This is a genomic window from Escherichia sp. UTM R2, from assembly GCF_048593455.1.
In the GTDB taxonomy this organism is placed as follows: Bacteria; Pseudomonadota; Gammaproteobacteria; order Enterobacterales; family Enterobacteriaceae; genus Escherichia; species Escherichia coli.
On record NZ_JBFWDY010000002.1, the window covers coordinates 1,390,931 to 1,415,829 of the forward strand.

General features: G+C 49.2%; 22 protein-coding genes, 1 tRNA gene and 1 pseudogene. 18 read left to right on the forward strand and 6 right to left on the reverse strand.

Annotated features, from left to right (window positions below; all coding sequences use genetic code 11):
• Window positions 1-66 precede the first annotated feature (66 nt).
• Window positions 67-141: transfer RNA gene (locus AB4H76_RS07565), tRNA-Arg, on the reverse strand.
• 75 nt (window positions 142-216) lie between these two features.
• A complete protein-coding gene (locus tag AB4H76_RS07570; protein ID WP_000368140.1) occupies window positions 217-1,149 on the reverse strand; it encodes a formate/nitrite transporter family protein in 933 nt (310 codons plus the stop codon).
• Between the two features lie 293 nt (window positions 1,150-1,442).
• Between AB4H76_RS07570 and mlaA the strand changes: the two genes are divergently transcribed.
• Window positions 1,443-2,198: a phospholipid-binding lipoprotein MlaA gene (gene mlaA, locus AB4H76_RS07575; protein WP_000776768.1), complete on the forward strand. Its 756-nt coding sequence runs from the start codon at window positions 1,443-1,445 to the stop codon at window positions 2,196-2,198.
• A 181-nt stretch (window positions 2,199-2,379) separates the two neighbouring features.
• Here the strand turns inward: mlaA and yfdF are convergent.
• A pseudogene (yfdF, locus tag AB4H76_RS07580) lies at window positions 2,380-3,438 on the reverse strand (protein YfdF).
• Window positions 3,439-3,802: 364 nt separating this feature from the next.
• Window positions 3,803-5,143, reverse strand: a complete 1,341-nt coding sequence (gene fadL, locus AB4H76_RS07585; RefSeq protein WP_001400735.1) for a long-chain fatty acid transporter FadL — start codon at window positions 5,141-5,143, stop codon at window positions 3,803-3,805.
• 371 nt (window positions 5,144-5,514) lie between these two features.
• Here fadL and AB4H76_RS07590 point away from each other — a divergent pair, with 371 nt between their 5' ends.
• The 11 genes from AB4H76_RS07590 (at window position 5,515) to AB4H76_RS07640 (ending at window position 17,241) form a co-directional block, all read left to right on the forward strand.
• A complete protein-coding gene (locus AB4H76_RS07590; protein ID WP_001296261.1) occupies window positions 5,515-5,799 on the forward strand; it encodes a YfcZ/YiiS family protein in 285 nt (94 codons plus the stop codon).
• 180 nt (window positions 5,800-5,979) lie between these two features.
• Window positions 5,980-7,290 carry an acetyl-CoA C-acyltransferase FadI gene (gene fadI, locus AB4H76_RS07595; protein WP_000531952.1) on the forward strand — a complete coding sequence of 437 codons (1,311 nt, stop codon included), beginning with the start codon at window positions 5,980-5,982 and terminating at the stop codon, window positions 7,288-7,290.
• Window positions 7,290-9,434, forward strand: coding sequence for a fatty acid oxidation complex subunit alpha FadJ (fadJ, locus tag AB4H76_RS07600; RefSeq protein ID WP_000426161.1), 2,145 nt, complete (start codon window positions 7,290-7,292; stop codon window positions 9,432-9,434). Before fadI ends, fadJ begins: the two co-directional genes overlap by 1 nt.
• 202 nt (window positions 9,435-9,636) lie before the next feature.
• Entirely contained in the window at window positions 9,637-10,122 is a 486-nt protein-coding gene (gene sixA, locus AB4H76_RS07605; RefSeq protein ID WP_001195819.1) for a phosphohistidine phosphatase SixA, read from the forward strand.
• 683 nt (window positions 10,123-10,805) lie between these two features.
• On the forward strand, window positions 10,806-11,369 hold the full coding sequence (locus tag AB4H76_RS07610; protein ID WP_000033319.1) for a fimbrial protein: 564 nt from the start codon (window positions 10,806-10,808) through the stop codon (window positions 11,367-11,369).
• A gap of 81 nt (window positions 11,370-11,450) precedes the next feature.
• Window positions 11,451-14,096, forward strand: coding sequence for a fimbrial usher protein YfcU (yfcU, locus tag AB4H76_RS07615; RefSeq protein WP_077491348.1), 2,646 nt, complete (start codon window positions 11,451-11,453; stop codon window positions 14,094-14,096).
• A 19-nt stretch (window positions 14,097-14,115) separates the two neighbouring features.
• Window positions 14,116-14,868 (forward strand): fimbria/pilus periplasmic chaperone, encoded by a 753-nt coding sequence (locus AB4H76_RS07620; RefSeq protein ID WP_001281607.1) that lies wholly within the window; start codon window positions 14,116-14,118, stop codon window positions 14,866-14,868.
• Window positions 14,869-14,884: 16 nt separating this feature from the next.
• On the forward strand, window positions 14,885-15,391 hold the full coding sequence (locus AB4H76_RS07625; RefSeq protein WP_000789849.1) for a fimbrial protein: 507 nt from the start codon (window positions 14,885-14,887) through the stop codon (window positions 15,389-15,391).
• Window positions 15,388-15,867, forward strand: a complete 480-nt coding sequence (locus AB4H76_RS07630; RefSeq protein ID WP_000809301.1) for a fimbrial protein — start codon at window positions 15,388-15,390, stop codon at window positions 15,865-15,867. The genes AB4H76_RS07625 and AB4H76_RS07630 overlap by 4 nt, the downstream gene beginning before the upstream one ends.
• Window positions 15,864-16,415 (forward strand): fimbrial protein, encoded by a 552-nt coding sequence (locus AB4H76_RS07635; RefSeq protein ID WP_077491350.1) that lies wholly within the window; start codon window positions 15,864-15,866, stop codon window positions 16,413-16,415. The genes AB4H76_RS07630 and AB4H76_RS07635 overlap by 4 nt, the downstream gene beginning before the upstream one ends.
• Before the next feature lies 1 nt (window position 16,416).
• Window positions 16,417-17,241 (forward strand): StfH/YfcO family fimbrial adhesin, encoded by an 825-nt coding sequence (locus AB4H76_RS07640; RefSeq protein ID WP_001400721.1) that lies wholly within the window; start codon window positions 16,417-16,419, stop codon window positions 17,239-17,241.
• Window positions 17,242-17,366: 125 nt separating this feature from the next.
• Here the strand turns inward: AB4H76_RS07640 and smrB are convergent, their stop codons facing one another.
• Entirely contained in the window at window positions 17,367-17,918 is a 552-nt protein-coding gene (gene smrB, locus AB4H76_RS07645) for an endonuclease SmrB (RefSeq protein WP_000730816.1), read from the reverse strand.
• Window positions 17,919-18,083: 165 nt separating this feature from the next.
• Between smrB and prmB the strand changes: the two genes are divergently transcribed.
• Genes prmB through AB4H76_RS07675 form a run of 6 tightly spaced genes read left to right on the forward strand, consistent with a single transcriptional unit; the run spans window position 18,084 to window position 22,633 of the window.
• Entirely contained in the window at window positions 18,084-19,016 is a 933-nt protein-coding gene (prmB, locus tag AB4H76_RS07650) for a 50S ribosomal protein L3 N(5)-glutamine methyltransferase (protein ID WP_001459941.1), read from the forward strand.
• A gap of 34 nt (window positions 19,017-19,050) precedes the next feature.
• Window positions 19,051-20,136 (forward strand): chorismate synthase, encoded by a 1,086-nt coding sequence (aroC, locus tag AB4H76_RS07655; protein WP_000918470.1) that lies wholly within the window; start codon window positions 19,051-19,053, stop codon window positions 20,134-20,136.
• A gap of 3 nt (window positions 20,137-20,139) precedes the next feature.
• Complete coding sequence (gene mepA, locus AB4H76_RS07660) at window positions 20,140-20,964, forward strand: penicillin-insensitive murein endopeptidase (protein WP_001043792.1); 825 nt, start codon at window positions 20,140-20,142, stop codon at window positions 20,962-20,964.
• Window positions 20,964-21,773: a sulfite exporter TauE/SafE family protein gene (locus AB4H76_RS07665; RefSeq protein ID WP_000447361.1), complete on the forward strand. Its 810-nt coding sequence runs from the start codon at window positions 20,964-20,966 to the stop codon at window positions 21,771-21,773. The genes mepA and AB4H76_RS07665 overlap by 1 nt, the downstream gene beginning before the upstream one ends.
• The gene (epmC, locus tag AB4H76_RS07670) at window positions 21,773-22,321 is read left to right on the forward strand and encodes an elongation factor P hydroxylase (RefSeq protein ID WP_001089250.1); all 549 of its coding nucleotides are present in this window, start codon (window positions 21,773-21,775) and stop codon (window positions 22,319-22,321) included. Before AB4H76_RS07665 ends, epmC begins: the two co-directional genes overlap by 1 nt.
• A 33-nt stretch (window positions 22,322-22,354) precedes the next feature.
• Window positions 22,355-22,633: a YfcL family protein gene (locus AB4H76_RS07675; protein ID WP_000559764.1), complete on the forward strand. Its 279-nt coding sequence runs from the start codon at window positions 22,355-22,357 to the stop codon at window positions 22,631-22,633.
• Window positions 22,634-22,753: 120 nt separating this feature from the next.
• On the opposite strand, the gene mnmC is transcribed toward AB4H76_RS07675, so the two are convergent.
• A complete protein-coding gene (mnmC, locus tag AB4H76_RS07680) occupies window positions 22,754-24,760 on the reverse strand; it encodes a bifunctional tRNA (5-methylaminomethyl-2-thiouridine)(34)-methyltransferase MnmD/FAD-dependent 5-carboxymethylaminomethyl-2-thiouridine(34) oxidoreductase MnmC (RefSeq protein ID WP_000683789.1) in 2,007 nt (668 codons plus the stop codon).
• Between the last annotated feature and the right edge of the window lie 139 nt (window positions 24,761-24,899).

Genomic DNA, 24,899 nt, shown 5'->3' on the forward strand with positions numbered 1-24,899 from the left:
AATATACGGAAGGCTTGATATTCAGGGGATTTTGCGGACTGGTACGGATGGTAGCGAACTGATAAATGGTGTCCCCTGCAGGAATCGAACCTGCAATTAGCCCTTAGGAGGGGCTCGTTATATCCATTTAACTAAGAGGACAATGCGGCATGAGTATACCCGCTAATGGAGTGCGGGGTAAGTACGCTGCCGCTCGATTGCTTAAACCCTCGCCATTTATGCCGGGTTTTTATAATTTTTCTTAATGTTTTCCGCACGTTCTGCTTTTTGGCGTGCTTCTGCTTTACGCTTATTGCTCATGTCGTTACGAATCTGTGCATGACTCATTAACGCGAAGATAAAGGTGCCGCCGCAGATGTTCCCCGCTAAAGTAGGTAGTGCGAAGGGCCAGATGAAATCGCTCCAGTGCAGCGTACCGTTAAACACCAGATAGAGGATTTCAACAGAACCGACCACGATATGGGTGGTGTCACCCAGGGCAATAAGCCAGGTCATCAATATAATCACCACAATCTTTGCCGCACCCGCTGCAGGAAACATCCAAACCATAGTGGCGATCAGCCAGCCGGAAATGATCGCGTTGGCAAACATCTCGCTGGGGGTGTTCTTCATCACATCCATGCCGATTTTGACAAATGCATCGCGAGTTTCTTCATTGAAGATAGGCATATATTCAAATGCCCACGCCGCAATACCTGTCCCGAGAATATTACCCAGCAGCACGACGCCCCATAACCGTATAAGTAAGCCGACGTTGCTCATTGTCGGTTTTTGCATGACGGGTAGTACCGCAGTCACGGTATTTTCGGTAAATAATTGCTGGCGGGCCATAATGACGATAATAAAACCAAAGGTATAACCGAGATTCTCCAGCAAGAAGCTGCCCGGCACACCTTCCAGTTCGACTTGAAATATCCCTTTTGCCAGTAACGAAGCGCCCATCGACAGACCCGCCGCAATGGCTGACCACAGTAGCGCCATTGCGTCGCGTTCCAGCTCTTTTTCACCATCCTGGCGGATATGCTCATGAATTGCCATCGCCCGGGAGGGGAGTCGGTCTTCATCTATTTCTATTTTTTTGCCGCGCTCTTTTTCTTCGCTCTCAACTTCAATTTCGTCGCTGTGTTGATCAATTTTGTCGTTGTCCATGGTCTCTTCTCTTGAATTAGCACGTATAGCTAAAGCGTAGCGGCTTTTTTGCTCGCAACTGACGGGAGTTACTCTGAAAATGTAGAAAAGGCTGCGTTTGCCTTTTTCTGTTTCTATAGAATCAAGTAGCCTACAGGGCGGCGATTACCAGGCTATGATCAAATCAGCAAATCAGGGCGTCTGGACATCAGTTGACGTGCTGTTACAATCGCCCACACCTAAACAGGCGGATACGGTATCGTTCCGTCATGGATGGCAAACTGCATAAGCCATAAAAAAACAGGGAGACATTTATGAAGCTTCGCCTGTCGGCGCTTGCTCTGGGAACTACGCTTCTGGTGGGGTGTGCGAGTTCCGGTACAGATCAGCAAGGGCGTTCTGACCCGTTAGAAGGGTTCAACCGCACCATGTACAACTTCAACTTCAATGTATTAGACCCGTATATTGTTCGACCGGTCGCTGTCGCCTGGCGTGATTATGTTCCGCAACCGGCGCGTAACGGTTTGAGCAACTTTACTGGCAACCTTGAAGAACCTGCGGTGATGGTTAACTACTTCTTGCAGGGCGACCCTTATCAGGGGATGGTCCACTTTACCCGCTTTTTCCTGAACACCATTTTGGGGATGGGCGGTTTTATTGATGTTGCAGGGATGGCGAACCCGAAACTGCAACGGACTGAACCTCACCGCTTCGGTAGTACGCTTGGTCATTATGGCGTGGGTTATGGGCCTTACGTTCAGTTACCGTTCTACGGTAGCTTCACGCTGCGTGATGACGGTGGTGATATGGCGGATGGTCTTTACCCGGTTCTTTCCTGGCTGACCTGGCCGATGTCTGTGGGTAAATGGACGCTTGAAGGGATAGAAACTCGTGCGCAGTTGTTGGATTCCGATGGTCTGCTGCGTCAGTCGTCCGATCCTTATATTATGGTGCGCGAAGCGTACTTCCAGCGTCATGATTTCATCGCTAATGGCGGCGAACTCAAACCGCAGGAAAATCCGAACGCACAAGCGATTCAGGATGATTTAAAAGATATTGATTCTGAATAAGAAACAAATAAAAAAGGTGAGTCGCAAAACTCACCTTTTTTGTTGTTATCCCTCAATTACCACAAGTAAAAGGAGATAAACCGACAATGACCCGGACGTAATGATGTAAAAATACTGATGTTCGTCACTGACTATTTCCGATATTCAGGCGTTGAAAAATCAAAAAACTGGAAAAATAATTTTAAATATCATCAAAATTAACACCTGGCGCAGATAGTTGATTAATTTCATTTTGATATTTCGCCTGGCGATTTTGAAGTCTTTTTTCAACGTTATCTTCGAGATCCTTAAAGTCTTTGTATTTATTTTCAGGATGGTCAACGTCAACTTTGTTAGCGAATAAATTAGAAATTATTTCTTTTACATTATCGCGTCTAAATTTTGCATCGTCCACTTGAAAATTATATCTTATTGCTCGACCTAAACGTTTAAAAACTTCGTTAGGTTCTCTCAGTCTTTCCCCGTTGAGCTCGTTTATAACCTGATGATCGGAACCTGTTGCAAATGATTCTGCCATGATAGCTTTACTGCTTTCAAACCACGCTGAAGCACTCCTGGCGTTTTCACTACAATATTGGGTGAGACTATCACCATTAATACGAATTCCTCTTTGAATGTGGTAGTCGTCCTGATCGTAGTAACCGAGAGATAAGTAATCATTTCCGTTTTTATTTTTAATTACAATAGCGAGAGAGTCGCCTTTTTTATCTTTACCGTATCAGGTAAATAAGTCCGTTGGTTCGCTTTTCCCGCTCTCATCAAATTCCGTTACCGTATGTCTGAGTTTGTGTGATATCTTATCGAAGATAAAACCAGGATCTCCATCATATATTTCTTTTAATGCGCTGAAGATCATTTCCTTGTTATTGATATCATGAGTCTTCTCAACTATGTTGTCATTAATGATAGTACGGACGAGTTCTTTGTCTTTATAGTTCGCAGGTAATTCTATTGGTTCTTGGTTGTCGATACCAATAGTAATATGGTCTGTATCATTGGAGTCAATATCAATATAAGTAACTGAGGAATTATTAATATTAAATCTATAAGGATCGTCGTTTACTCGTATGGCGTTTTTTATAAGCTCAAGTAGATGTTTAATACAGGTGCTTATTCCTTCCTTACCATTAAAAAGGTTTTTGAACTCTTGTACTAATCCATTAACTTCATCATTGTTATTTTCATTGATGGATTCTGGGTAAGCTGCGCTGGTATTGTTGATTGAAATAGATGGTAGCATGATTTTATTCCATTTTGATTGATTTGTTACAAATATATATTACCTAATGAAATAGACTATCAAAAAACGCTCATTTATTTAGAACCTATCTTTAATTTGAGTGTATGAGCGCACAATAGCCAGGGGGGGGAGTATCCTGGAAATGCAGAAAAGTAAACTCTTTGAGAAGGACGAGCAGAACGCCTGAAAATATGCCTTTCCCTTCAGGTTTGTCTGTGGATACCACTTATTGATTTGAAAGGGCAAGCTGCCAACAGGCTGTTTGCAAAACTCAGGAGGCAAGCAATGAGGAAACTACTTTCGGTGAAGTGGGGGAGTTAAAGCCACCTGCTATGCAGGTGACTTTATCCAGGCGAACGCGTTATCAGAACGCGTAGTTAAAGTTAGTACCGAACAGCCAGGCTTTACCTTCAGACTCGAAGGAATAAGCTGCCGGTCCTTCACCTTCAGTAAACTTCACATTCTGACCGTGCATATAAGATGCACCAACGTCAATGGATGCATCTTCATTAAATGCGTAGGTTAACCCAGCACTTAACCACAAGCGATCCTGGTCAGGAATAGAAATAGAACGTTTATCGGCCGGAACTGGGCTATCGTCATAGGCGATACCGGTACGGAAGGTCCAGTTTTTATCGTAATAGTAGGTTGTACCCAACGCGATACGATATGCGTCACGGAATCCTTCATCTTTATAGAACAGAGTCTGACCACTATCGCCTTTTGCTTTCAACTCCTGGAACTGGCTCCAACTGGTATAGGCCATGCTGTAGTGAATTGCCCACTGAGGCGCAACACGGTTATAACCAGAAATCTCCCACATCTCAGGTAAATTCAGCGTCAAGGATCCATTTTGGGTTGCACCCATTGTGCCATACGGTAAACCCATGCTACCCAAAATGTTGTTCAGATTTGGGTTAATGGAACTTTTGTAATCCCCTTCGAAGTCGATTTTAACTTCTGAACGATAGGTTAGGCCCCAACGGTTATCTTTATCCAGTTCATAAAGAATACCCGCGTTCCAGCCAAAGCCCCATTCGTCACCTTTCAGATGAGCAATTTGAGAGTCCGGGGTATTAATACCATTGGTTAGTGAAGCGGGTACACCTTGGGCAATCAACTGTTGAGACAACAAAGGCCCCAGCGAACCGGCGTAACGCTCAATTTTCGCCTTAGCGTATACAGCATCAAAACCAAGACCAAAACTCCAGCTATTGTTAAGGCGGTAAGCTCCGCTAAGGTTAAGGTTTATTGTTTGAAGATCGGTTTTACCGCCATAGATACCAGCAGCGTAGTTATCATTAAACTCCGTGGCCAGACCATAGTTTGAGGTAATAGAAGCCCCCCAACCAAACTGATCGTTAATAGGTGCTACGAAATGCAGGTTAGGCACCCACGCAGTTGGTGCAATATTATCTGCATCAGCACGCTGGCCCGTTAAATCGGAACGCCCAGAAATATCTACATCCGGGTCAATATAAACCGCACCCGCAGAAAATGTCGGGCGGTCAAACATAGTAATCAATGCGGGGTTACGGCTGACGTTACCTGCATCATCGGCAATTGCGCCTTCCCCTGAATAAGCCCGGCCCAGGCCAGAGGAAGAAAATTCGTTTAACTGAAAGCCTGCCGACCAGGCCTGGGTGGAGATAAGTGCCACTGCGACTGCGAGAGCAGACTTTGTAAACAGGGTTTTCTGGCTCATGACCATAACCTCAATGATTTATTTTTATACAAACTATGTTACGTGCTGTAACAGGAGCGCGAAGTGTAGGGTCTGAGGTACATCTTAGAAATCAGACCAGTGGCGAGAGTATAGGTCGGACCAGCTGGAATGTTGCAAGTATGTTTCTATCTTTTTTCAAATATGATCTAAGAAACGCGATCCAGCTGGCAAAATTTGGAGGTGGCGCACTCATGGATTCGGGTGAATTTTGTTTTAGATCATTTTTGAGTGTGATTTCGGTCACTTATCCGATTTTGCAGAATTAACAACTGGAGCAGCACTTTCCGGAAGCGTAAAATATCCACAACGTTTATCTGGCACCTTGGGTGCACATACAGAGGAAATCAACGATGAGTAAATGTAGTGCTGATGAAACCCCGGTTTGCTGCTGTATGGATGTTGGCACCATTATGGACAACTCCGACTGCACCGCGTCTTACAGCCGCGTGTTTGCAAACCGCGCAGAAGCAGAGCAAACGCTGGCGGCGCTGACTGAAAAAGCCCGTAGCGTGGAATCTGAACCTTGCAAAATTACCCCGACTTTCACTGAAGAGTCTGACGGTGTGCGCCTGGATATCGATTTCACTTTTGCCTGCGAAGCTGAAATGCTGATTTTCCAGCTGGGTCTGCGTTAATTCCTCTCGGGTACGTACGCCCCTGTCAGTTGCTGGCAGGGGCGTTTTCTTTTCTCTTCTTCTTTTCTCTCTGTGTCATAGCTCCCACTTTCCCTTTTCTCCACTTGGCTAAATGTAAAAAAATGGTTAAGACTATGATCAGGTCAGACCACTTTATTTATTTTTTTACAGGGGAGTGTTATGGGTCAGGTTTTACCGCTGGTTACCCGCCAGGGCGATCGTATCGCCATTGTTAGCGGTTTACGTACGCCTTTTGCCCGTCAGGCGACGGCTTTTCATGGCATTCCCGCGGTTGATTTAGGGAAGATGGTGGTAGGCGAACTGCTGGCACGCAGCGAGATCCCCGCCGAAGTGATTGAACAACTGGTCTTTGGTCAGGTCGTACAAATGCCTGAAGCCCCCAACATTGCGCGTGAAATTGTTCTCGGTACGGGAATGAATGTACATACCGATGCTTACAGCGTCAGCCGCGCTTGCGCTACCAGTTTCCAGGCAGTTGCAAACGTCGCAGAAAGCCTGATGGCGGGAACTATTCGAGCGGGGATTGCCGGTGGGGCAGATTCCTCTTCGGTATTGCCAATTGGCGTCAGTAAAAAACTGGCGCGCGTGCTGGTTGATGTCAACAAAGCTCGTACCATGAGCCAGCGACTGAAACTCTTCTCTCGCCTGCGTTTGCGCGACTTAATGCCCGTACCACCTGCGGTAGCAGAATATTCTACCGGCTTGCGGATGGGCGACACCGCAGAGCAAATGGCGAAAACCTACGGCATCACCCGAGAACAGCAAGATGCATTAGCGCACCGTTCGCATCAGCGTGCCGCTCAGGCATGGTCAGACGGAAAACTCAAAGAAGAGGTGATGACTGCCTTTATCCCTCCTTATAAACAACCGCTTGTCGAAGACAACAATATTCGCGGTAATTCCTCGCTTGCCGATTACGCAAAGCTGCGCCCGGCGTTTGATCGCAAACACGGAACGGTAACGGCGGCAAACAGTACGCCGCTGACCGATGGCGCGGCAGCGGTGATCCTGATGACTGAATCCCGGGCGAAAGAATTAGGGCTGGTGCCGCTGGGGTATCTGCGCAGCTACGCATTTACTGCGATTGATGTCTGGCAGGACATGTTGCTCGGTCCAGCCTGGTCAACACCGCTGGCGCTGGAGCGTGCCGGTTTGACGATGAGCGATCTGACATTGATCGATATGCACGAAGCCTTTGCAGCTCAGACGCTGGCGAATATTCAGTTGCTGGGTAGTGAACGTTTTGCTCGTGAAGCACTGGGGCGTGCACATGCCACTGGCGAAGTGGACGATAGCAAATTTAACGTGCTTGGCGGTTCGATTGCTTACGGGCATCCCTTCGCGGCGACCGGCGCGCGGATGATTACCCAGACATTGCATGAACTTCGCCGTCGCGGCGGTGGATTTGGTTTAGTTACCGCCTGTGCTGCCGGTGGGCTTGGCGCGGCAATGGTTCTGGAGGCGGAATAATGGAAATGACATCAGCGTTTACCCTTAATGTTCGTCTGGACAACATTGCCGTTATCACCATCGACGTACCGGGTGAGAAAATGAATACCCTGAAGGCGGAGTTTGCCTCGCAGGTGCGCGCCATTATTAAGCAACTCCGTGAAAACAAAGAGTTGCGCGGCGTGGTGTTTGTCTCCGCTAAACCGGACAACTTTATCGCCGGAGCAGACATCAACATGATCGGCAACTGCAAAACGGCGCAAGAAGCGGAAGCTCTGGCGCGGCAGGGCCAACAGTTGATGGCGGAGATTCATGCTTTGCCCATTCCGGTTATTGCCGCTATTCATGGCGCTTGCCTGGGCGGTGGGCTGGAGCTGGCGCTGGCGTGCCACGGTCGCGTTTGTACTGACGATCCTAAAACGGTGCTCGGTTTGCCTGAAGTACAACTTGGATTGTTACCCGGTTCAGGCGGCACCCAGCGTTTACCGCGTCTCATAGGCGTCAGCACAGCATTAGAGATGATCCTCACCGGAAAACAACTTCGGGCGAAACAGGCGTTAAAGCTGGGGCTGGTGGATGACGTCGTTCCGCACTCCATTTTGCTGGAAGCCGCTGTTGAGCTGGTAAAGCAGGATCGTCCATCTTCCCGCCCTCTACCTGTACGCGAGCGTATTCTGGCGGGGCCGTTAGGTCGTGCGTTGCTGTTCAAAATGGTCGGCAAGAAAACAGAACACAAAACTCAAGGCAATTATCCGGCGACAGAACGCATCCTGGAGGTTGTTGAAACGGGATTAGCGCAGGGCACCAGCAGCGGCTATGACGCTGAAGCTCGCGCCTTTGGCGAACTGGCGATGACGCCGCAATCGCAGGCTCTGCGTAGTATCTTTTTTGCCAGTACGGACGTGAAGAAAGATCCCGGTAGTGATGCACCGCCTGCGCCATTAAACAGCGTGGGAATTTTAGGTGGTGGCTTGATGGGCGGCGGTATTGCTTATGTCACTGCTTGTAAAGCGGGGCTTCCGGTCAGAATTAAAGATATCAACCCGCAGGGCATAAATCATGCGCTGAAGTACAGTTGGGATCAGCTGGAGGGCAAAGTTCGCCGTCGTCATCTCAAAGCCAGCGAACGTGACAAACAGCTGGCATTAATCTCCGGAACGACGGACTATCGCGGCTTTGCCCATCGCGATCTGATTATTGAAGCGGTGTTTGAAAATCTCGAATTAAAACAACAGATGGTGGCGGAAGTGGAGCAAAATTGCGCCGCTCATACCATTTTTGCTTCGAACACGTCATCTTTACCGATTGGTGATATCGCCGCTCACGCCGCGCGACCTGAGCAAGTTATTGGCCTGCATTTCTTCAGTCCGGTGGAAAAAATGCCGCTGGTAGAGATTATTCCTCATGCGGGTACATCGGCGCAAACCATCGCCACTACGGTAAAACTGGCGAAAAAACAGGGCAAAACTCCCATTGTCGTGCGTGACAAAGCCGGGTTTTACGTCAATCGCATCTTAGCGCCTTACATTAATGAAGCTATCCGCATGCTGACCGAAGGTGAACGGGTAGAGCACATTGATGCTGCGCTAGTGAAATTTGGTTTTCCGGTAGGCCCAATCCAACTTTTGGATGAGGTAGGAATCGACACCGGGACTAAAATTATTCCTGTACTGGAAGCCGCTTATGGAGAACGTTTTAGCGCGCCTGCAAATGTTGTTTCTTCAATTTTGAACGACGATCGCAAAGGCAGAAAAAATGGTCGGGGTTTCTATCTTTATGGTCAGAAAGGGCGTAAAAGCAAAAAACAGGTCGATCCTGCCATTTACCCGCTCATTGGCGCACAAGGGCAGGGGCGACTCTCCGCACCGCAGGTTGCTGAACGGTGTGTGATGTTGATGCTGAATGAAGCAGTACGTTGTGTTGATGAGCAGGTTATCCGTAGCGTGCGTGACGGGGATATTGGTGCGGTATTTGGCATTGGTTTTCCGCCATTTCTCGGTGGACCGTTCCGCTATATCGATTCTCTCGGCGCGGGCGAAGTGGTTGCAATAATGCAACGACTGGCCACGCAGTATGGTTCCCGTTTTACCCCTTGCGAGCGTTTGGTCGAGATGGGCGCGCGTGGGGAAAGTTTTTGGAAAACAACTGCAACTGACCTGCAATAAGAAGGTCAAAGCTATATGAATCCGCGCTGAATGGCGGAGTGTTGGTCAAAATGTAAACGCATATTGACTATACTTACGCCATTGAGGTAAAAAACAGCGTTTCATTCGGTGAATGGATAAGGCACAATGCCGGCCACCGTTTTCTTTCTCTGGTTTCAGATGAAAGAAAATGGGCGAATCTGGTTAACAAAAGCGGTGCAATATGCAAGTTTTTATCATGCGTCACGGCGACGCAGCCCTCGATGCCGCCAGTGATTCGGTTCGTCCTCTGACCACTAATGGTTGTGACGAATCTCGCCTGATGGCGAACTGGCTAAAAGGTCAAAAAGTGGAAATCGAACGCGTTCTGGTGAGCCCGTTCCTGCGAGCCGAGCAAACACTGGAAGAAGTAGGGGATTGTCTGAACCTGCCTTCCAGTGCAGAAGTTCTGCCGGAGTTAACGCCCTGCGGCGATGTTGGTCTGGTCAGTGCCTATTTGCAGGCGTTGACCAATGAAGGTGTTGCTTCGGTACTGGTGATCTCTCACTTACCGTTAGTCGGGTATCTGGTTGCCGAGTTATGTCCGGGCGAAACGCCGCCTATGTTTACCACCTCGGCCATTGCCAGCGTAACGCTTGATGAAAGCGGAAACGGCACATTCAACTGGCAGATGAGCCCGTGTAATCTGAAGATGGCAAAAGCTATCTGATGAGTTCCAAATTATGCCCAATGAGGTAGATTCATTGGGCATAATTGCTCATCAGGCAGCGGATATCTGTCAACCTCACTACTATCGAAGACTCTCCCCATATATAAATAAAACACTTTCTAATTTCATTCGGAAATTATTTTTCTGCGCGTATCTTGATTTTGCCCAAAGTAACATGTTGAAATGAATAATGTCTGTTTGACACTCATTGTCATTTATTAATACAGATAATAGAGAAAATAGAGTTGAATAATCAGGCAGGATGTAATTGAAACTTGATTAAATTCTGGCTATAGTGTTTATATATTATATTGTCAAAAGTGGATAAATGCCAATCGCATTATATGTTCATTGTTTGTTTTTTAAGCTGTTGATATTCATTATTGATATACTTTCTATTTTTTCTAAATACTTATTCCGTATTTTTTAAGGATGTCCTTAAGATAACCTTTCTTCTGTCAATATATTAATTAAATCTACATTTACTCTTTAGTAAAATTAAATTGCATCAGGGGTGTGGAAACATCACTATGCGGCCCCACACCAACGAATACAATTTTCTACGACCTGTTCTTTTTGGATCGCATGCCGTATTCAATGGCTGGGTATAAACATTGGCTATTGACTGAATCAATGTATTGCAATGTTTATATTTTTAATTATTTATAGTTTAAGGACAAATAATGAGTAAGTTTGTTAAAACAGCTATTGCTGCGGCAATGGTGATGGGCGCGTTCACCTCTACAGCAACAATCGCTGCGGGTAACAACGGTACTGCACGTTTTTACGGCACCATTGAAGACTCAGTGTGTTCTATCGTCCCGGACGATCACAAACTGGAAGTTGATATGGGTGATATCGGTGCCGAAAAACTGAAAAATAACGGCACCACCACGCCGAAAAGTTTCCAGATTCGTCTGCAAGATTGCGTATTTGATACTCAGGAAACAATGACCACTACCTTTACTGGTACCGTTTCTTCTGCAAATAGCGGCAATTATTACACCATTTTCAATACCGATACCGGTGCGGCATTTAACAATGTTAGCCTGGCGATCGGTGACTCTCTGGGTACCTCTTACAAAAGCGGCATGGGTATTGACCAGAAAATAGTGAAAGACACTTCTACCAATAAAGGCAAAGCGAAGCAGACACTGAACTTTAAAGCCTGGCTGGTCGGCGCAGCTGATGCCCCAGATCTGGGTAATTTCGAAGCAAATACCACCTTCCAGATTACTTACCTGTAAGGCATACCCCCATAGCGACACTGCTATGGGGGATTTAAATGGATTTTGACCGAACAAGAATAAAAACGGATAGAAACGTGTATGCCTGACCATTCTCTTTTTCGATTACGGATTCTTCCGTGGTGCATTGCGCTGGCAATGTCAGGGAGTTATAGCAGTGTCTGGGCTGAAGACGACATTCAGTTTGATTCCCGTTTTCTGGAATTAAAAGGCGACACAAAAATTGATCTGAAGCGTTTTTCCAGCCAGGGATATGTTGAGCCCGGAAAATACAATTTACAGGTTCAACTAAATAAACAGCCATTGGCGGAAGAGTACGATATTTACTGGTATGCTGGTGAAGATGACGTTAGCAAAAGCTATGCTTGTCTGACACCGGAACTGGTGGCGCAGTTTGGTTTAAAAGAAGACGTGGCGAAAAATCTGCAATGGAGCCACGATGGTAAATGCCTGAAGCCCGGTCAACTGGAAGGCATGGAAATTAAGGCTGATTTAAGCCAGTCCGCATTAGTCATTTCACTACCGCAGGCTTACCTCGAATATACCTGGCCCGACTGGGATCCACCTTCTCGTTGGGATGATGGCATCTCCGGGATCATTGCGGACTACAGCATCACTGCGCAAACACGACACGAAGAAAATGGCTGCGATGACAGTAACGAGATCAGCGGCAACGGGACGGTCGGGGTTAACCTGGGGCCATGGCGTATGCGCGCTGACTGGCAGACCAACTATCAACATACCCGCAGTAATGATGATGACGAGGAATTTAGCGGCGATGACACACAAAAAAAATGGGAGTGGAGTCGCTATTATGCCTGGCGGGCGTTACCGTCATTAAAAGCCAAACTGGCGCTGGGCGAAGATTACCTCAATTCCGATATTTTCGACGGTTTTAATTATGTTGGTGGCAGTGTCAGCACTGACGATCAAATGTTGCCTCCCAACCTGCGCGGCTACGCGCCAGACATTTCCGGCGTGGCACACACCACAGCAAAAGTGACCGTCAGCCAGATGGGGCGTGTGATTTACGAAACGCAGGTTCCGGCTGGACCGTTTCGTATTCAGGATCTTGGTGATTCTATCTCCGGTACGCTGCACGTTCGCATTGAAGAACAGAACGGCCAGGTACAGGAATATGACATCAGCACCGCCTCGATGCCATACCTCACTCGCCCAGGCCAGGTTCGCTATAAGATCATGATGGGACGTCCGCAAGAGTGGGGCCACCATGTCGAGGGGGGATTTTTCTCTGGTGCTGAAGCTTCCTGGGGGATTGCTAACGGCTGGTCGTTATATGGCGGTGCGCTGGGTGATGAAAACTATCAGTCTGCGGCGCTGGGCGTCGGTCGCGATTTGTCTACCTTCGGCGCGGTCGCGTTTGATGTTACTCATTCGCATACCAAACTGGATAAAGACACCGCTTATGGCAAAGGTTCGCTGGACGGTAACTCCTTCCGTGTGAGTTATTCCAAAGACTTTGACCAGCTCAACAGCCGCGTCACTTTCGCTGGATATCGCTTCTCGGAAGAGAACTTTATGACCATGAGCGAGTATCTGGATGCCAGTGACAGCGAAATGGTCCGTACGGGCAACGACAAAGAGATGTACACCGCCACTTATAACCAGAACTTCCGCGATGCGGGTGTTTCGGTTTATCTCAACTATACCCGCCATACCTACTGGGATCGTGAGGAGCAGACAAACTACAACATCATGCTCTCCCACTATTTCAATATGGGCAGCATTCGTAATATGAGCGTTTCCCTGACTGGCTACCGCTACGAGTATGACAACCGGGCGGATAAGGGCATGTACATTTCGCTCAGTATGCCGTGGGGCGACAACAGTACCGTTAGCTATAACGGCAACTATGGCAGTGGGACGGACAGCAGCCAGGTCGGTTATTTTAGCCGTGTCGATGACGCGACTCACTATCAGTTGAACGTCGGCACCAGTGACAAACACACCAGCGTTGATAGCTACTACAGCCATGATGGTTCGCTGGCGCAGGTTGACCTCAGTGCGAACTACCATGAAGGGCAATACACCTCTGCGGGCTTGTCGTTACAGGGCGGCGCAACGCTTACTACCCACGGCGGCGCACTTCACCGTACCCAGAATATGGGCGGGACGCGCCTGTTGATTGATGCCGATGGTGTTGCCGATGTTCCGGTGGAAGGTAACGGGGCTGCTGTTTATACCAATATGTTTGGTAAAGCCGTCGTTTCTGACGTTAACAATTATTATCGCAATCAGGCGTATATCGACCTCAACAAATTGCCGGAAAACGCCGAAGCAACCCAGTCGGTGGTGCAAGCCACGCTAACTGAAGGAGCCATTGGCTACCGCAAATTTGCCGTCATCAGTGGTCAAAAAGCGATGGCGGTGCTGCGTTTACAAGATGGCAGCCATCCACCGTTTGGCGCAGAAGTAAAAAATGATAACGAGCAGACAGTGGGCCTTGTCGATGATGACGGCAATGTTTATCTGGCTGGGGTGAAACCTGGCGAACATATGAGCGTGTTCTGGAGTGGTGTTGCGCATTGCGATATCAACCTGCCGGACCCGTTACCGGCTGATCTGTTTAACGGCTTGTTACTGCCATGCCAGCATAAAGGCAACGTCGCGCCGGTTGTTCCTGATGACATAAAGCCTGTCATTCAGGAGCAGACGCAACAGGTGACACCCACCGATCCCCCTGTTTCTGTTTCAGCTAACCAATAACGTGATTAAGGAATGATCCATGTCTGATTTACTTTGCTCTGCCAAATTGGGTGCTATGACGCTGGCGTTACTGCTTAGCGCTACCAGTTTGTCTGCCCTGGCGTCTGTAACGCCAGATCGTACCCGTTTGATATTTAATGAAAGCGACAAATCAATCAGCGTGACGCTGCGTAATAACGATCCGAAACTCCCTTATCTGGCTCAAAGCTGGATTGAAGATGAAAAGGGTAACAAGATCACCTCGCCGTTAACTGTGCTGCCGCCAGTGCAACGCATCGATTCAATGATGAACGGGCAGGTAAAAGTGCAGGGAATGCCGGATATCAACAAATTGCCAGCCGATCGTGAAAGCATGTTCTACTTTAACGTGCGCGAGATCCCGCCAAAATCAAACAAACCCAATACCCTGCAAATCGCGCTGCAAACGCGTATCAAGTTGTTCTGGCGACCAAAGGCGCTGGAAAAGGTCAGTATGAAAAGTCCGTGGCAGCACAAGGTGACGCTCACCCGCAGCGGTCAGGCATTTACCGTCAATAACCCAACGCCGTACTACGTGATCATCAGCAACGCCAGTGCGCAGAAAAACGGTAATCCGGCTACGGGGTTCTCGCCTCTGGTCATTGAGCCGAAAACCACAGTTCCGCTGAATGTGAAAATGGATAGCGTACCGGTGCTGACTTACGTCAACGACTTTGGCGCACGGATGCCACTCTTTTTCCGCTGTGACGGCAACACATGCCAGGTGGATAAAGATCAAAGTCTCAAGGGATGAGGTTAAGAGATAACGGATGAAAAATATTCTACTGACTATGGTTGGGGGGCTGCTGATCTGCACTACGGTAGGGGAATTGACTTACGCAGGCAGTAAGCCAGTAAATATGGTTTTACGTGTACAGGTAGATGGGCCTCCACCATGTACCGTTACGGGGAGCGATGTCGATTTTGGGGATGTGCTCATCAGGCGTATAGATGGCAGCCAGTATTTGCAGCCAGTAACTTACAAGCTGGACTGCGGGCAACGACTTACTGGTGCGGATGACTTACGTATGCAGTTGCAGGGTCCTACAAGCGTCATCAATGGTGAAACTGTGCTTAATACAGGTATTGATGGGTTTGGTATTCGTATTCAAAACGCTACGAATGACTCGCTTATTACGGTAGGAAGCAGTGCCTGGCTACCATTTAGCATCGATAACCAACCAACGCTTGAAGCTGTACCCGTGAAGCAGAATGGGGTATCGCTGGTATCTTCTGCATTCAGTGCTACTGCAACTATGGTGGTTGATTATCAATGAAACAGATCGCATTTTTTATCATGCTGGTAAGTTACGCAACGGTGGTTAGCTCATCTCCAGATATAACGTTTCATGGCAATTTGATAGCGCCGCCAACATGCATCGTCAGTGAAAATAAGACGATTGAGATTGCATTTAATGAGGTCATTATTAGTGACATCTCTGGTGATAACTATAAACGAGAAGTGCCTTATAGCGTTGAATGTGACTCTGAGAATACCGATACAGGAATACAAATGAAGCTGACCTGGACGGGAGTAGAAACTGATTTTAATGACTCTGCGGTAGAGACGGACGTGGTGGGGCTGGGGGTCGAATTGCAGCAAAACGGTCAGCGTTTTCAACAGGGAAAGGCGATAAATATTTCAAAAACTAATCTGCCGAAACTACATGCGGTACTGGTGAAAAAAAGCGGAGCGGTGCTCAGTGAAGGGGCATTTGAAGCCTATGCCACATTACAGGTGGATTACCAATGACAAGAAACCAAACCTACTACACCAGATATACAGCGGGGAGTTTACTGGGGCTAGTGTTGTTAGCTCAAGGAACAGCGACGAGCGCGAAAAACAACCTTCATTTCACCGGAAATTTGATTGATAAATCATGCACGTTGGTCGCTCCTGGAGGATTACTGGCAGAAGTTCGCTTTCCGACGATTAGCTCAAGAGATCTGAGTACACAAATGCAGTCAGGTAAAGTCTCAATGGCTTTTGAGCTAGAAAACTGTAAGGGGTCTTCACAATCACAAAATAGCGTTAAGGTGACATTTACGGGCACAGAGGATACCGGACAACCTGGATTTTTAGCTCTTGATTCAGACTCACAGGCGCAAGGTGTGGGTATTGGTATTGAGACAGTGGATGGTGTCCCAGTGAAGATCAATAATAACTCTGGTGCGACGTTTGTTTTGAGTGATGGCAGTAATACATTGCTTTTTAACATCTGGGTTCAGGCAAAAAGTGGGCGAGATGTGACGCTCGGTAATTTCACTGCTACAGCGACGGCAACTTTTGAGTATTTATAATATGAAGACAATATGGATATTATTTTGTTTGCTGATTACATGGCTTAGTAGTACCAGTGTACAGGCAAGTGTTACGTTTGGTAGTGTCGATGTGCTGTATGGCGCGAGCGGTCAATCTGATCCTACGATGGAGTTTTATTTTACTATAATTTCACCAAGAAATGGTGCTTATACAGCGAAATATTATGACCCGCATGCTGTCCCCAGAAATAATGATTATCTGGTGACAGATCAGTGGCCTGGCCCCGGAGCTGCTCCCATTATACAAATAGTTGGCTTTGGTAATGCAGGCGCATCCCAATGCCCTGGTTTGCCCAGTGGTCGAAATTGTCAATATCTGACATTCAGCATTACTATTGATGCCGCAGATGATTTTGGTTGCCCCTGGCTGGCATCGGTATACAGTGTGGTCACGGACTACGGCGCTTCTTATCGCGCACCAACGGCCAATAGTACGGTATGCCCGACTGTGCCTGTAGATACATTTGATGTTTCCTGGAGTGAGAATCGTGTCAATCATAATCTTGGCATTAGCCTTCATTCTACGGGAGGGTTTATTGAAAAAACTGTCTCTACCTATTTAATGGAATCTAATAAATTATGCGATAGCAGTGTTATGGATAGGCGCGGTGACTATTGTCGGTTCGTTTCTGGTTTAATCACTTTCTCTTCGTATGGATGTGACAACGCTAAAGTGACGGTGACGCCAATAGAGCAAGCAGTTACTGATAAAAAACTCCACGATATAGTAGTGCGAGTAGATACAAGTAGTATGCAACCGATAGATTCATCTTGTCGCTTTCAGTATATTTTAAATGAGTTGTGACCTCTATTGTCGCGTCGCCTCCGGCAATCTTTTGCTCCGATGGGAGGCGACGTTAAATTATATTATTATGCCTAATGCTACTGTGCATTTTTGCAGCTCGGCAGTCTGAAGCGGGTTAAAAACGTTCAGGGCAACTCCGGCGGCAGCCACTCTTCCACTTCAATCAACACCAACAAAGCCGCATCACCGCCATACTCTTTTGGAGCCTGGTGAAACGCCATGACATGCGGATGTTGTGCCAGCCACAGCGGTGTTTGTTGCTTCAAAATATGCTTCCCGTGACCATGCATCACGCAGGCGCAAAATACATGTTCGCGGCGACAGGCGGCAATCAACGCCCCCAGTTCCTGCTTGGCCTGCAGCTGCGTCAGACCGTGTAAATCCAAAAACAACTCCGGCGAATAATCGCCACGGCGCAGTTTCTTCGCCTCAAAATGACTCACATCCGGGCGTACATATTTCACCGGGCCTTCGGTATTCAATAACGGCTGAAACTCATCGGAAAAATAATGGCTGGCATCTGCCTGTTCCTGAATCAACCGCTTCACCGGCACTTCGCTGACTTTTTTACGCTGCGGTCGGTGGACAATCGTGTCCTGCTTAATCTTGCGAGTCCCCGCCATCAACTGGCGAAACAGAGCCTGGTCCTCCTCGCTAAGTGTTGTTTTCTTTTTCATTTATGCGTCTCTATTTCTAATTTTCCTACAGTTTACCCGACTCGTAGCGCAATCGATCGTTTTAAACGTATTTTTCCTCACTCACCGCGCGTGAATGCTGATTTATCGTCATCTTCATGGCAAACTAGCCGCCGAAATTATTGCGATCATGCCCTGGAGGAATACGTGGATAAAATTTTCGTTGATGAAGCAGTAAATGAGCTGCAAACCATTCAGGACATGTTGCGCTGGTCGGTGAGCCGCTTCAGCGCGGCAAATATCTGGTACGGTCACGGTACCGATAACCCGTGGGATGAAGCCGTACAGCTGGTGTTGCCTTCGCTCTACCTGCCGCTGGATATTCCGGAAGATATGCGCACCGCGCGTCTGACCTCCAGCGAAAAACACCGTATTGTTGAACGCGTGATCCGCCGCGTCAATGAACGCATTCCGGTGGCTTACCTGACCAACAAAGCGTGGTTCTGCGGCCATGAATTTTACGTCGATGAACGCGTGCTGGTGCCGCGCTCGCCGATTGGTGAACTGATCAACAATAAATTTGCCGGACTTATCAGCAGGCAACCGCAGCATATTTTAGATATGTGTACCGGTAGCGGCTGCATCGCCATTGCCTGTGCTTATGCCTTCCCGGAAGCGGAAGTCGACGCGGTGGATATCTCTCCAGACGCGCTGGCGGTTGCTGAACAGAACATCGAAGAACACGGTCTGATCCACAACGTCATTCCGATTCGTTCCGATCTGTTCCGCGACTTGCCGAAAGTGCAGTACGACCTGATTGTCACTAACCCGCCGTATGTCGATGCGGAAGATATGTCCGACCTGCCAAACGAATACCGTCACGAGCCGGAACTGGGCCTGGCATCTGGCACCGACGGCCTGAAACTGACGCGTCGCATTCTCGGTAACGCGGCAGATTACCTTGCGGATGATGGCGTGTTGATTTGTGAAGTCGGCAACAGCATGGTACATCTTATGGAACAATATCCGGATGTTCCGTTCACCTGGCTGGAGTTTGATAACGGCGGCGATGGTGTGTTTATGCTCACCAAAGAGCAGCTGCTGGCGGCCCGTGAACATTTCGCGATTTATAAAGATTAAGTAAACACGCAAACACAACAATAACGGAGCCGTGATGGCTGGAAACACAATTGGACAACTCTTTCGCGTAACCACTTTCGGCGAATCGCACGGGCTGGCGCTCGGCTGCATCGTCGATGGTGTTCCGCCGGGTATTCCGCTGACGGAAGCGGACCTGCAACATGACCTTGACCGTCGTCGTCCTGGGACATCGCGCTATACCACCCAGCGCCGCGAGCCGGATCAGGTCAAAATTCTCTCCGGTGTTTTTGAAGGCGTTACTACTGGCACCAGCATTGGCTTGTTGATCGAAAACACTGACCAGCGCTCTCAGGATTACAGTGCGATTAAGGACGTTTTCCGTCCAGGCCATGCCGATTACACCTACGAACAAAAATACGGTCTGCGCGATTATCGCGGCGGTGGACGTTCTTCCGCCCGCGAAACCGCCATGCGCGTGGCGGCAGGGGCGATTGCCAAAAAATATCTCGCCGAGAAATTTGGTATTGAAATCCGCGGCTGCCTGACCCAGATGGGCGACATTCCGCTGGAAATCAAAGACTGGTCGCTGGTTGAACAAAATCCGTTTTTCTGCCCGGACCCGGACAAAATCGACGCGTTAGATGAACTGATGCGCGCGCTGAAAAAAGAGGGCGACTCCATCGGCGCGAAAGTCACCGTTGTAGCCAGTGGTGTCCCCGCCGGACTTGGCGAGCCGGTCTTTGACCGCCTGGATGCCGACATCGCCCATGCGCTGATGAGCATCAACGCGGTGAAAGGCGTGGAAATTGGCGACGGTTTTGACGTAGTGGCGCTGCGCGGCAGCCAGAATCGCGACGAAATCACCAAAGACGGTTTCCAGAGCAACCATGCGGGCGGCATTCTCGGCGGTATCAGCAGCGGGCAGCAAATCATTGCCCATATGGCGCTGAAACCGACCTCCAGCATTACCGTGCCGGGGCGTACCATTAACCGCTTTGGCGAAGAAGTTGAGATGATCACCAAAGGCCGTCACGATCCCTGTGTCGGGATCCGCGCGGTGCCGATCGCTGAAGCGATGCTGGCGATCGTTTTAATGGATCACCTGTTACGGCAACGGGCGCAAAATGCCGATGTGAAGACTGATATTCCACGCTGGTAAAAAATGAACAAAACCGCGATTGCGCTGCTGGCCCTGCTTGCCAGTAGCGCCTGCCTGGCAGCGACGCCGTGGCAAAAAATAACCCAACCTGTGCCGGGTAGCGCACAATCGATAGGCAGTTTTTCTAATGGCTGTATCGTCGGCGCTGACACGCTGCCGATACAGTCCGAACATTATCAGGTCATGCGTACCGATCAGCGTCGCTATTTCGGACACCCGGATCTAGTGATGTTTATCCAGCGTCTGAGTAGCCAGGTGAGCAATCTGGGCATGGGTACGGTGCTGATTGGCGATATGGGGATGCCCGCTGGTGGGCGTTTCAACGGCGGTCATGCCAGCCACCAGACCGGACTGGATGTTGATATCTTCTTGCAACTGCCGAAAACACGCTGGACCTCCGCGCAGCTCTTGCGCCCGCAAGCACTGGACTTAGTTTCCCGCGACGGTAAACACGTTGTCCCCACGCTGTGGAAGCCAGAAATTTTCAGCTTGATCAAACTCGCCGCCCAGGACAAAGACGTCACACGCATTTTTGTTAATCCGGCGATTAAACAACAACTTTGCCTTGATGCGGGCACCGATCGCGACTGGTTGCGCAAAGTGCGACCCTGGTTCCAGCATCGCGCGCATATGCATGTACGATTACGTTGTCCTGCCGATAGTCTGGAGTGTGAAGATCAACCTTTACCGCCACCAGGCGATGGTTGCGGGGCAGAACTGCAAAGCTGGTTTGAACCTCCAAAACCGGGAACAACAAAGCCTGAGAAGAAGACACCGCCTCCGTTGCCGCCTTCCTGCCAGGCGCTACTGGATGAGCACGTGATCTAATGGAAACGTTTAATAGCCTGTTTATGGTTTCCCCGCTGTTGCTGGGAGTTCTCTTTTTTGTCGCCATGCTGGCGGGATTTATCGACTCGATTGCCGGTGGCGGTGGGTTACTCACCATTCCGGCATTGATGGCAGCGGGGATGTCTCCCGCTAATGCGCTGGCAACCAATAAACTGCAAGCCTGCGGCGGCTCTATTTCCGCCACTATCTACTTTATTCGCCGCAAAGTGGTTAGTTTAAGCGATCAGAAACTCAATATCGCCATGACCTTTGTCGGCTCAATGAGCGGCGCACTGCTGGTGCAATACGTTCAGGCTGATGTCTTACGGCAGATTTTGCCCATTCTGGTAATTTGTATCGGCCTCTATTTCTTGCTGATGCCAAAGCTGGGTGAAGAAGATCGCCAGCGCCGGATGTACGGTTTACCCTTCGCGTTAATTGCCGGTGGCTGCGTCGGTTTTTATGACGGATTCTTTGGTCCGGCAGCCGGATCGTTTTACGCACTGGCCTTTGTTACGCTGTGCGGATTCAACCTCGCCAAAGCCACGGCTCACGCCAAATTACTCAACGCAACGTCAAATATCGGCGGTTTACTGCTGTTTATTCTCGGTGGCAAAGTGATTTGGGCGACGGGCTTTGTCATGCTGGTGGGGCAGTTCCTCGGCGCGCGCATGGGTTCAAGACTGGTGTTGAGCAAAGGACAAAAGCTGATCCGCCCGATGATTGTTATTGTCTCGGCGGTGATGAGTGCCAAATTACTTTACGACAGCCACGGACAGGAGATCCTCCACTGGTTGGGGATGAACTAATGAACAGTACACACCACTACGAGCAGTTGATTGAAATTTTTAATAGCTGCTTTGCCGATAATTTTAATACCCGTCTGATTAAAGGCGACGACGAACCGATCTATCTTCCTGCTGATGCGGAAGTACCGTATAACCGAATCGTCTTTGCTCATGGCTTTTATGCCAGCGCAATTCATGAGATTTCGCACTGGTGTATTGCCGGAAAAGCGCGCCGTGAGCTGGTTGATTTCGGCTACTGGTATTGCCCGGACGGACGCGATGCCCAGACGCAAAGCCAGTTTGAAGATGTTGAAGTGAAGCCGCAGGCGCTCGACTGGTTGTTCTGTGTGGCGGCGGGATATCCGTTTAACGTCAGTTGCGACAATCTGGAAGGCGACTTCGAACCGGATCGTGTGGTATTTCAACGGCGAGTACATGCGCAGGTGATGGATTATCTGGCAAACGGCATTCCCGAACGCCCGGCACGCTTCATTAAAGCACTACAAAATTATTATCACACGCCGGAACTTACGGCGGAACAGTTCCCGTGGCCGGAAGCGCTCAACTGAAGCCAGCGCCACGTTTTACAATGAGGAAAGAAGATGATCGCGGAGTTTGAATCACGCATTCTGGCATTAATCGACGGTATGGTTGACCATGCCAGTGATGATGAGTTGTTTGCCAGTGGGTATTTGCGTGGCCACCTGACATTAGCCATCGCAGAACTGGAAAGTGGTGATGACCACTCCGCTCAGGCGGTGCATACGACCGTTAGCCAGAGTCTGGAAAAAGCCATTGGTGCTGGTGAATTGTCGCCGCGTGACCAGGCGCTGGTGACCGATATGTGGGAAAACCTGTTTCAGCAGGCGTCACAGCAGTAAGTTGCGGCGTCTGGAGCAGCATGCCTGATGCGACGCTTATCGCGTCTTATCAGGCCTACACGTCACACGTAGGTCGGATAAGGCGTTCACGCCGCATCCGGCAAACACTGCGAGAGCAGATTACCCCGCCTTAACCGCTTTACCCTTCAACAATTTCCGCACCCATAACCGATTCGGGTTTAACGCCGCCAGCGTACTGGCATCCATCGGAATCGGTTCGTCGCTCATCTGCGCCGCCAGAATCTCGGCACACAGCGGGGCAGAACACAAACCGCGAGAACCTAAAGCCGCAAACATAAAGAGATCGTCAAAAACCGGCGCGCTTACCGCCTCATCTTTCTGCTCCGCCAACGACGCATATTCCACGAGTGTTGCCTCATAATCGGGAACATTGCCTACCATTGGCAGATGATCGCGGGTGGCACAACGCACACCGCAGCGCGCCTCTTTATCACTGACATCAACCTCTTTTGCCCACTGTGCCTGCGGGAAACAATCAATCAACCGCTGGCGATTCTGCTGCTGATCGTCCTCACTGTACGCCGTATCTTCGCTGCCGCGATGATAACTGGCACCAATACAATGATGTTGATTCGCCGGATTTTGTGGCGTGAGATAACCGTCATAGCACAGCACCTGCTTCAGCTCTGCCAATTCCGGCGTTGTCGGAATATGGCTGACCTGCCCGGCAACCGAATACACCGGGAGAGTCGACGTTTGGCTGAATCGGCTGATTTGATGCCCGTTCGCCAGTACCACTACGCTGTGTGTTGCTTGCTGATCTCCTGCAAAATTCAACAACCAACAGTCATCCTTACGGGATAAATTCTGTAACTGATATTGATAATAAATCTGCAAACCCTGCTGTTGCGCCAGTTCCAGCACATTACGGGTCAGTTCTGCTGGGCACAGCCAACCACCTTGCGGATAAGTAATGCCGCTGCAATTTGTCGCAACGCCCGTAATTTGTTCAACCGCATTTGCCTCAACGGCTACAGCCAGTTCTGCGGGTAAATCCATTGACAACATCTGTGCGATTTTATGCTGGCTTTTCTCATCCCAGCCTAACTGCGTGACGCCGCACCAGTCATGATCAAATTTAACGGGTAATTGGTCGTAAAACCGACGAGCAAAAGTAAACGCATTAGAGAAAAAGCGGTTTAGCGCCTCATCGTGTTTGCTTAATAACGGATACAGCGCCCCCTGGCGATTGCCGGAAGCACCCAGTGCGGGGGCCTCATCCGCGCAATAAAGCGTTACCTGCCAGCCGCGCCGTAATAGCGCCAGCGACAACAACGCGCTGGCAATACCACCGCCGATAATCGCCGCTTCCCGTTTGCTGCTGCCCGTGCGGTTAAACCACGGCGCGGAGCAGGGGAGCGGTAATGTCTGTTCCATCACCCCGCAAAGCATTTCCCGTTTGCGCCCAAAGCCCTTACGTTTTTGCATCGTGAATCCGGCGTCCTGCAAACCGCGGCGGACAAAACCGGCAGACGTAAATGTCGCCAGCGTGCCGCCCGGACGCGCCAACCTTGCCATGGCGTTAAACAGATTTTGCGTCCACATATCCGGGTTTTTCGCTGGCGCAAAGCCGTCCAGAAACCAGGCATCTACTTTTTGATTTAGCGAATCGTCCAGTTGGCTGGTCAGTTCGTTAATATCGCCAAACCATAAATCCAGCGTCACGCGGCCTGCATCGAGCAATAAACGATGGCAACCGGGCAAGGGCATTGGCCACTGCGCCTGAAGTTGTTCTGCCCACGGAGCCAGTTCCGGCCAGTGTTGATGCGCTAAGGCTAAATCCGCACGGGTGAGGGGAAATTTCTCAAAACTAATGAAATGTAAGCGTTGTAATTGCGCTTGCGGATGCGCTTCGCGAAACTGATCAAATGCCTGCCATAGCGTCAGGAAGTTTAATCCGGTGCCGAAGCCGCTCTCTGCTACCACAAACAGAGGATGTGGATGCTCAGGAAAGCGTACCTCTAATTGGTTACCTCCCAGAAAAACGTAACGCGTCTCTTCCAGCCCGTTATCGTTGGAAAAATAGACATCGTCAAAATCTCGGGAAACAGGTGTACCCTCAGCATTAAATTCGAGGTTGGCAGGTTGTATGGAGTAGTGTTTCACGTAAGTTACTCGTCTTACAGGCGGTGGCTCGATCTTAGCGATGTGTGTAAGGCTGCGCAAATTTCTCTATTAAATGGCTGATCGGACTTGTTCGGCGTACAAGTGTACGCTATTGTGCATTCGAAACTTACTCTATGTG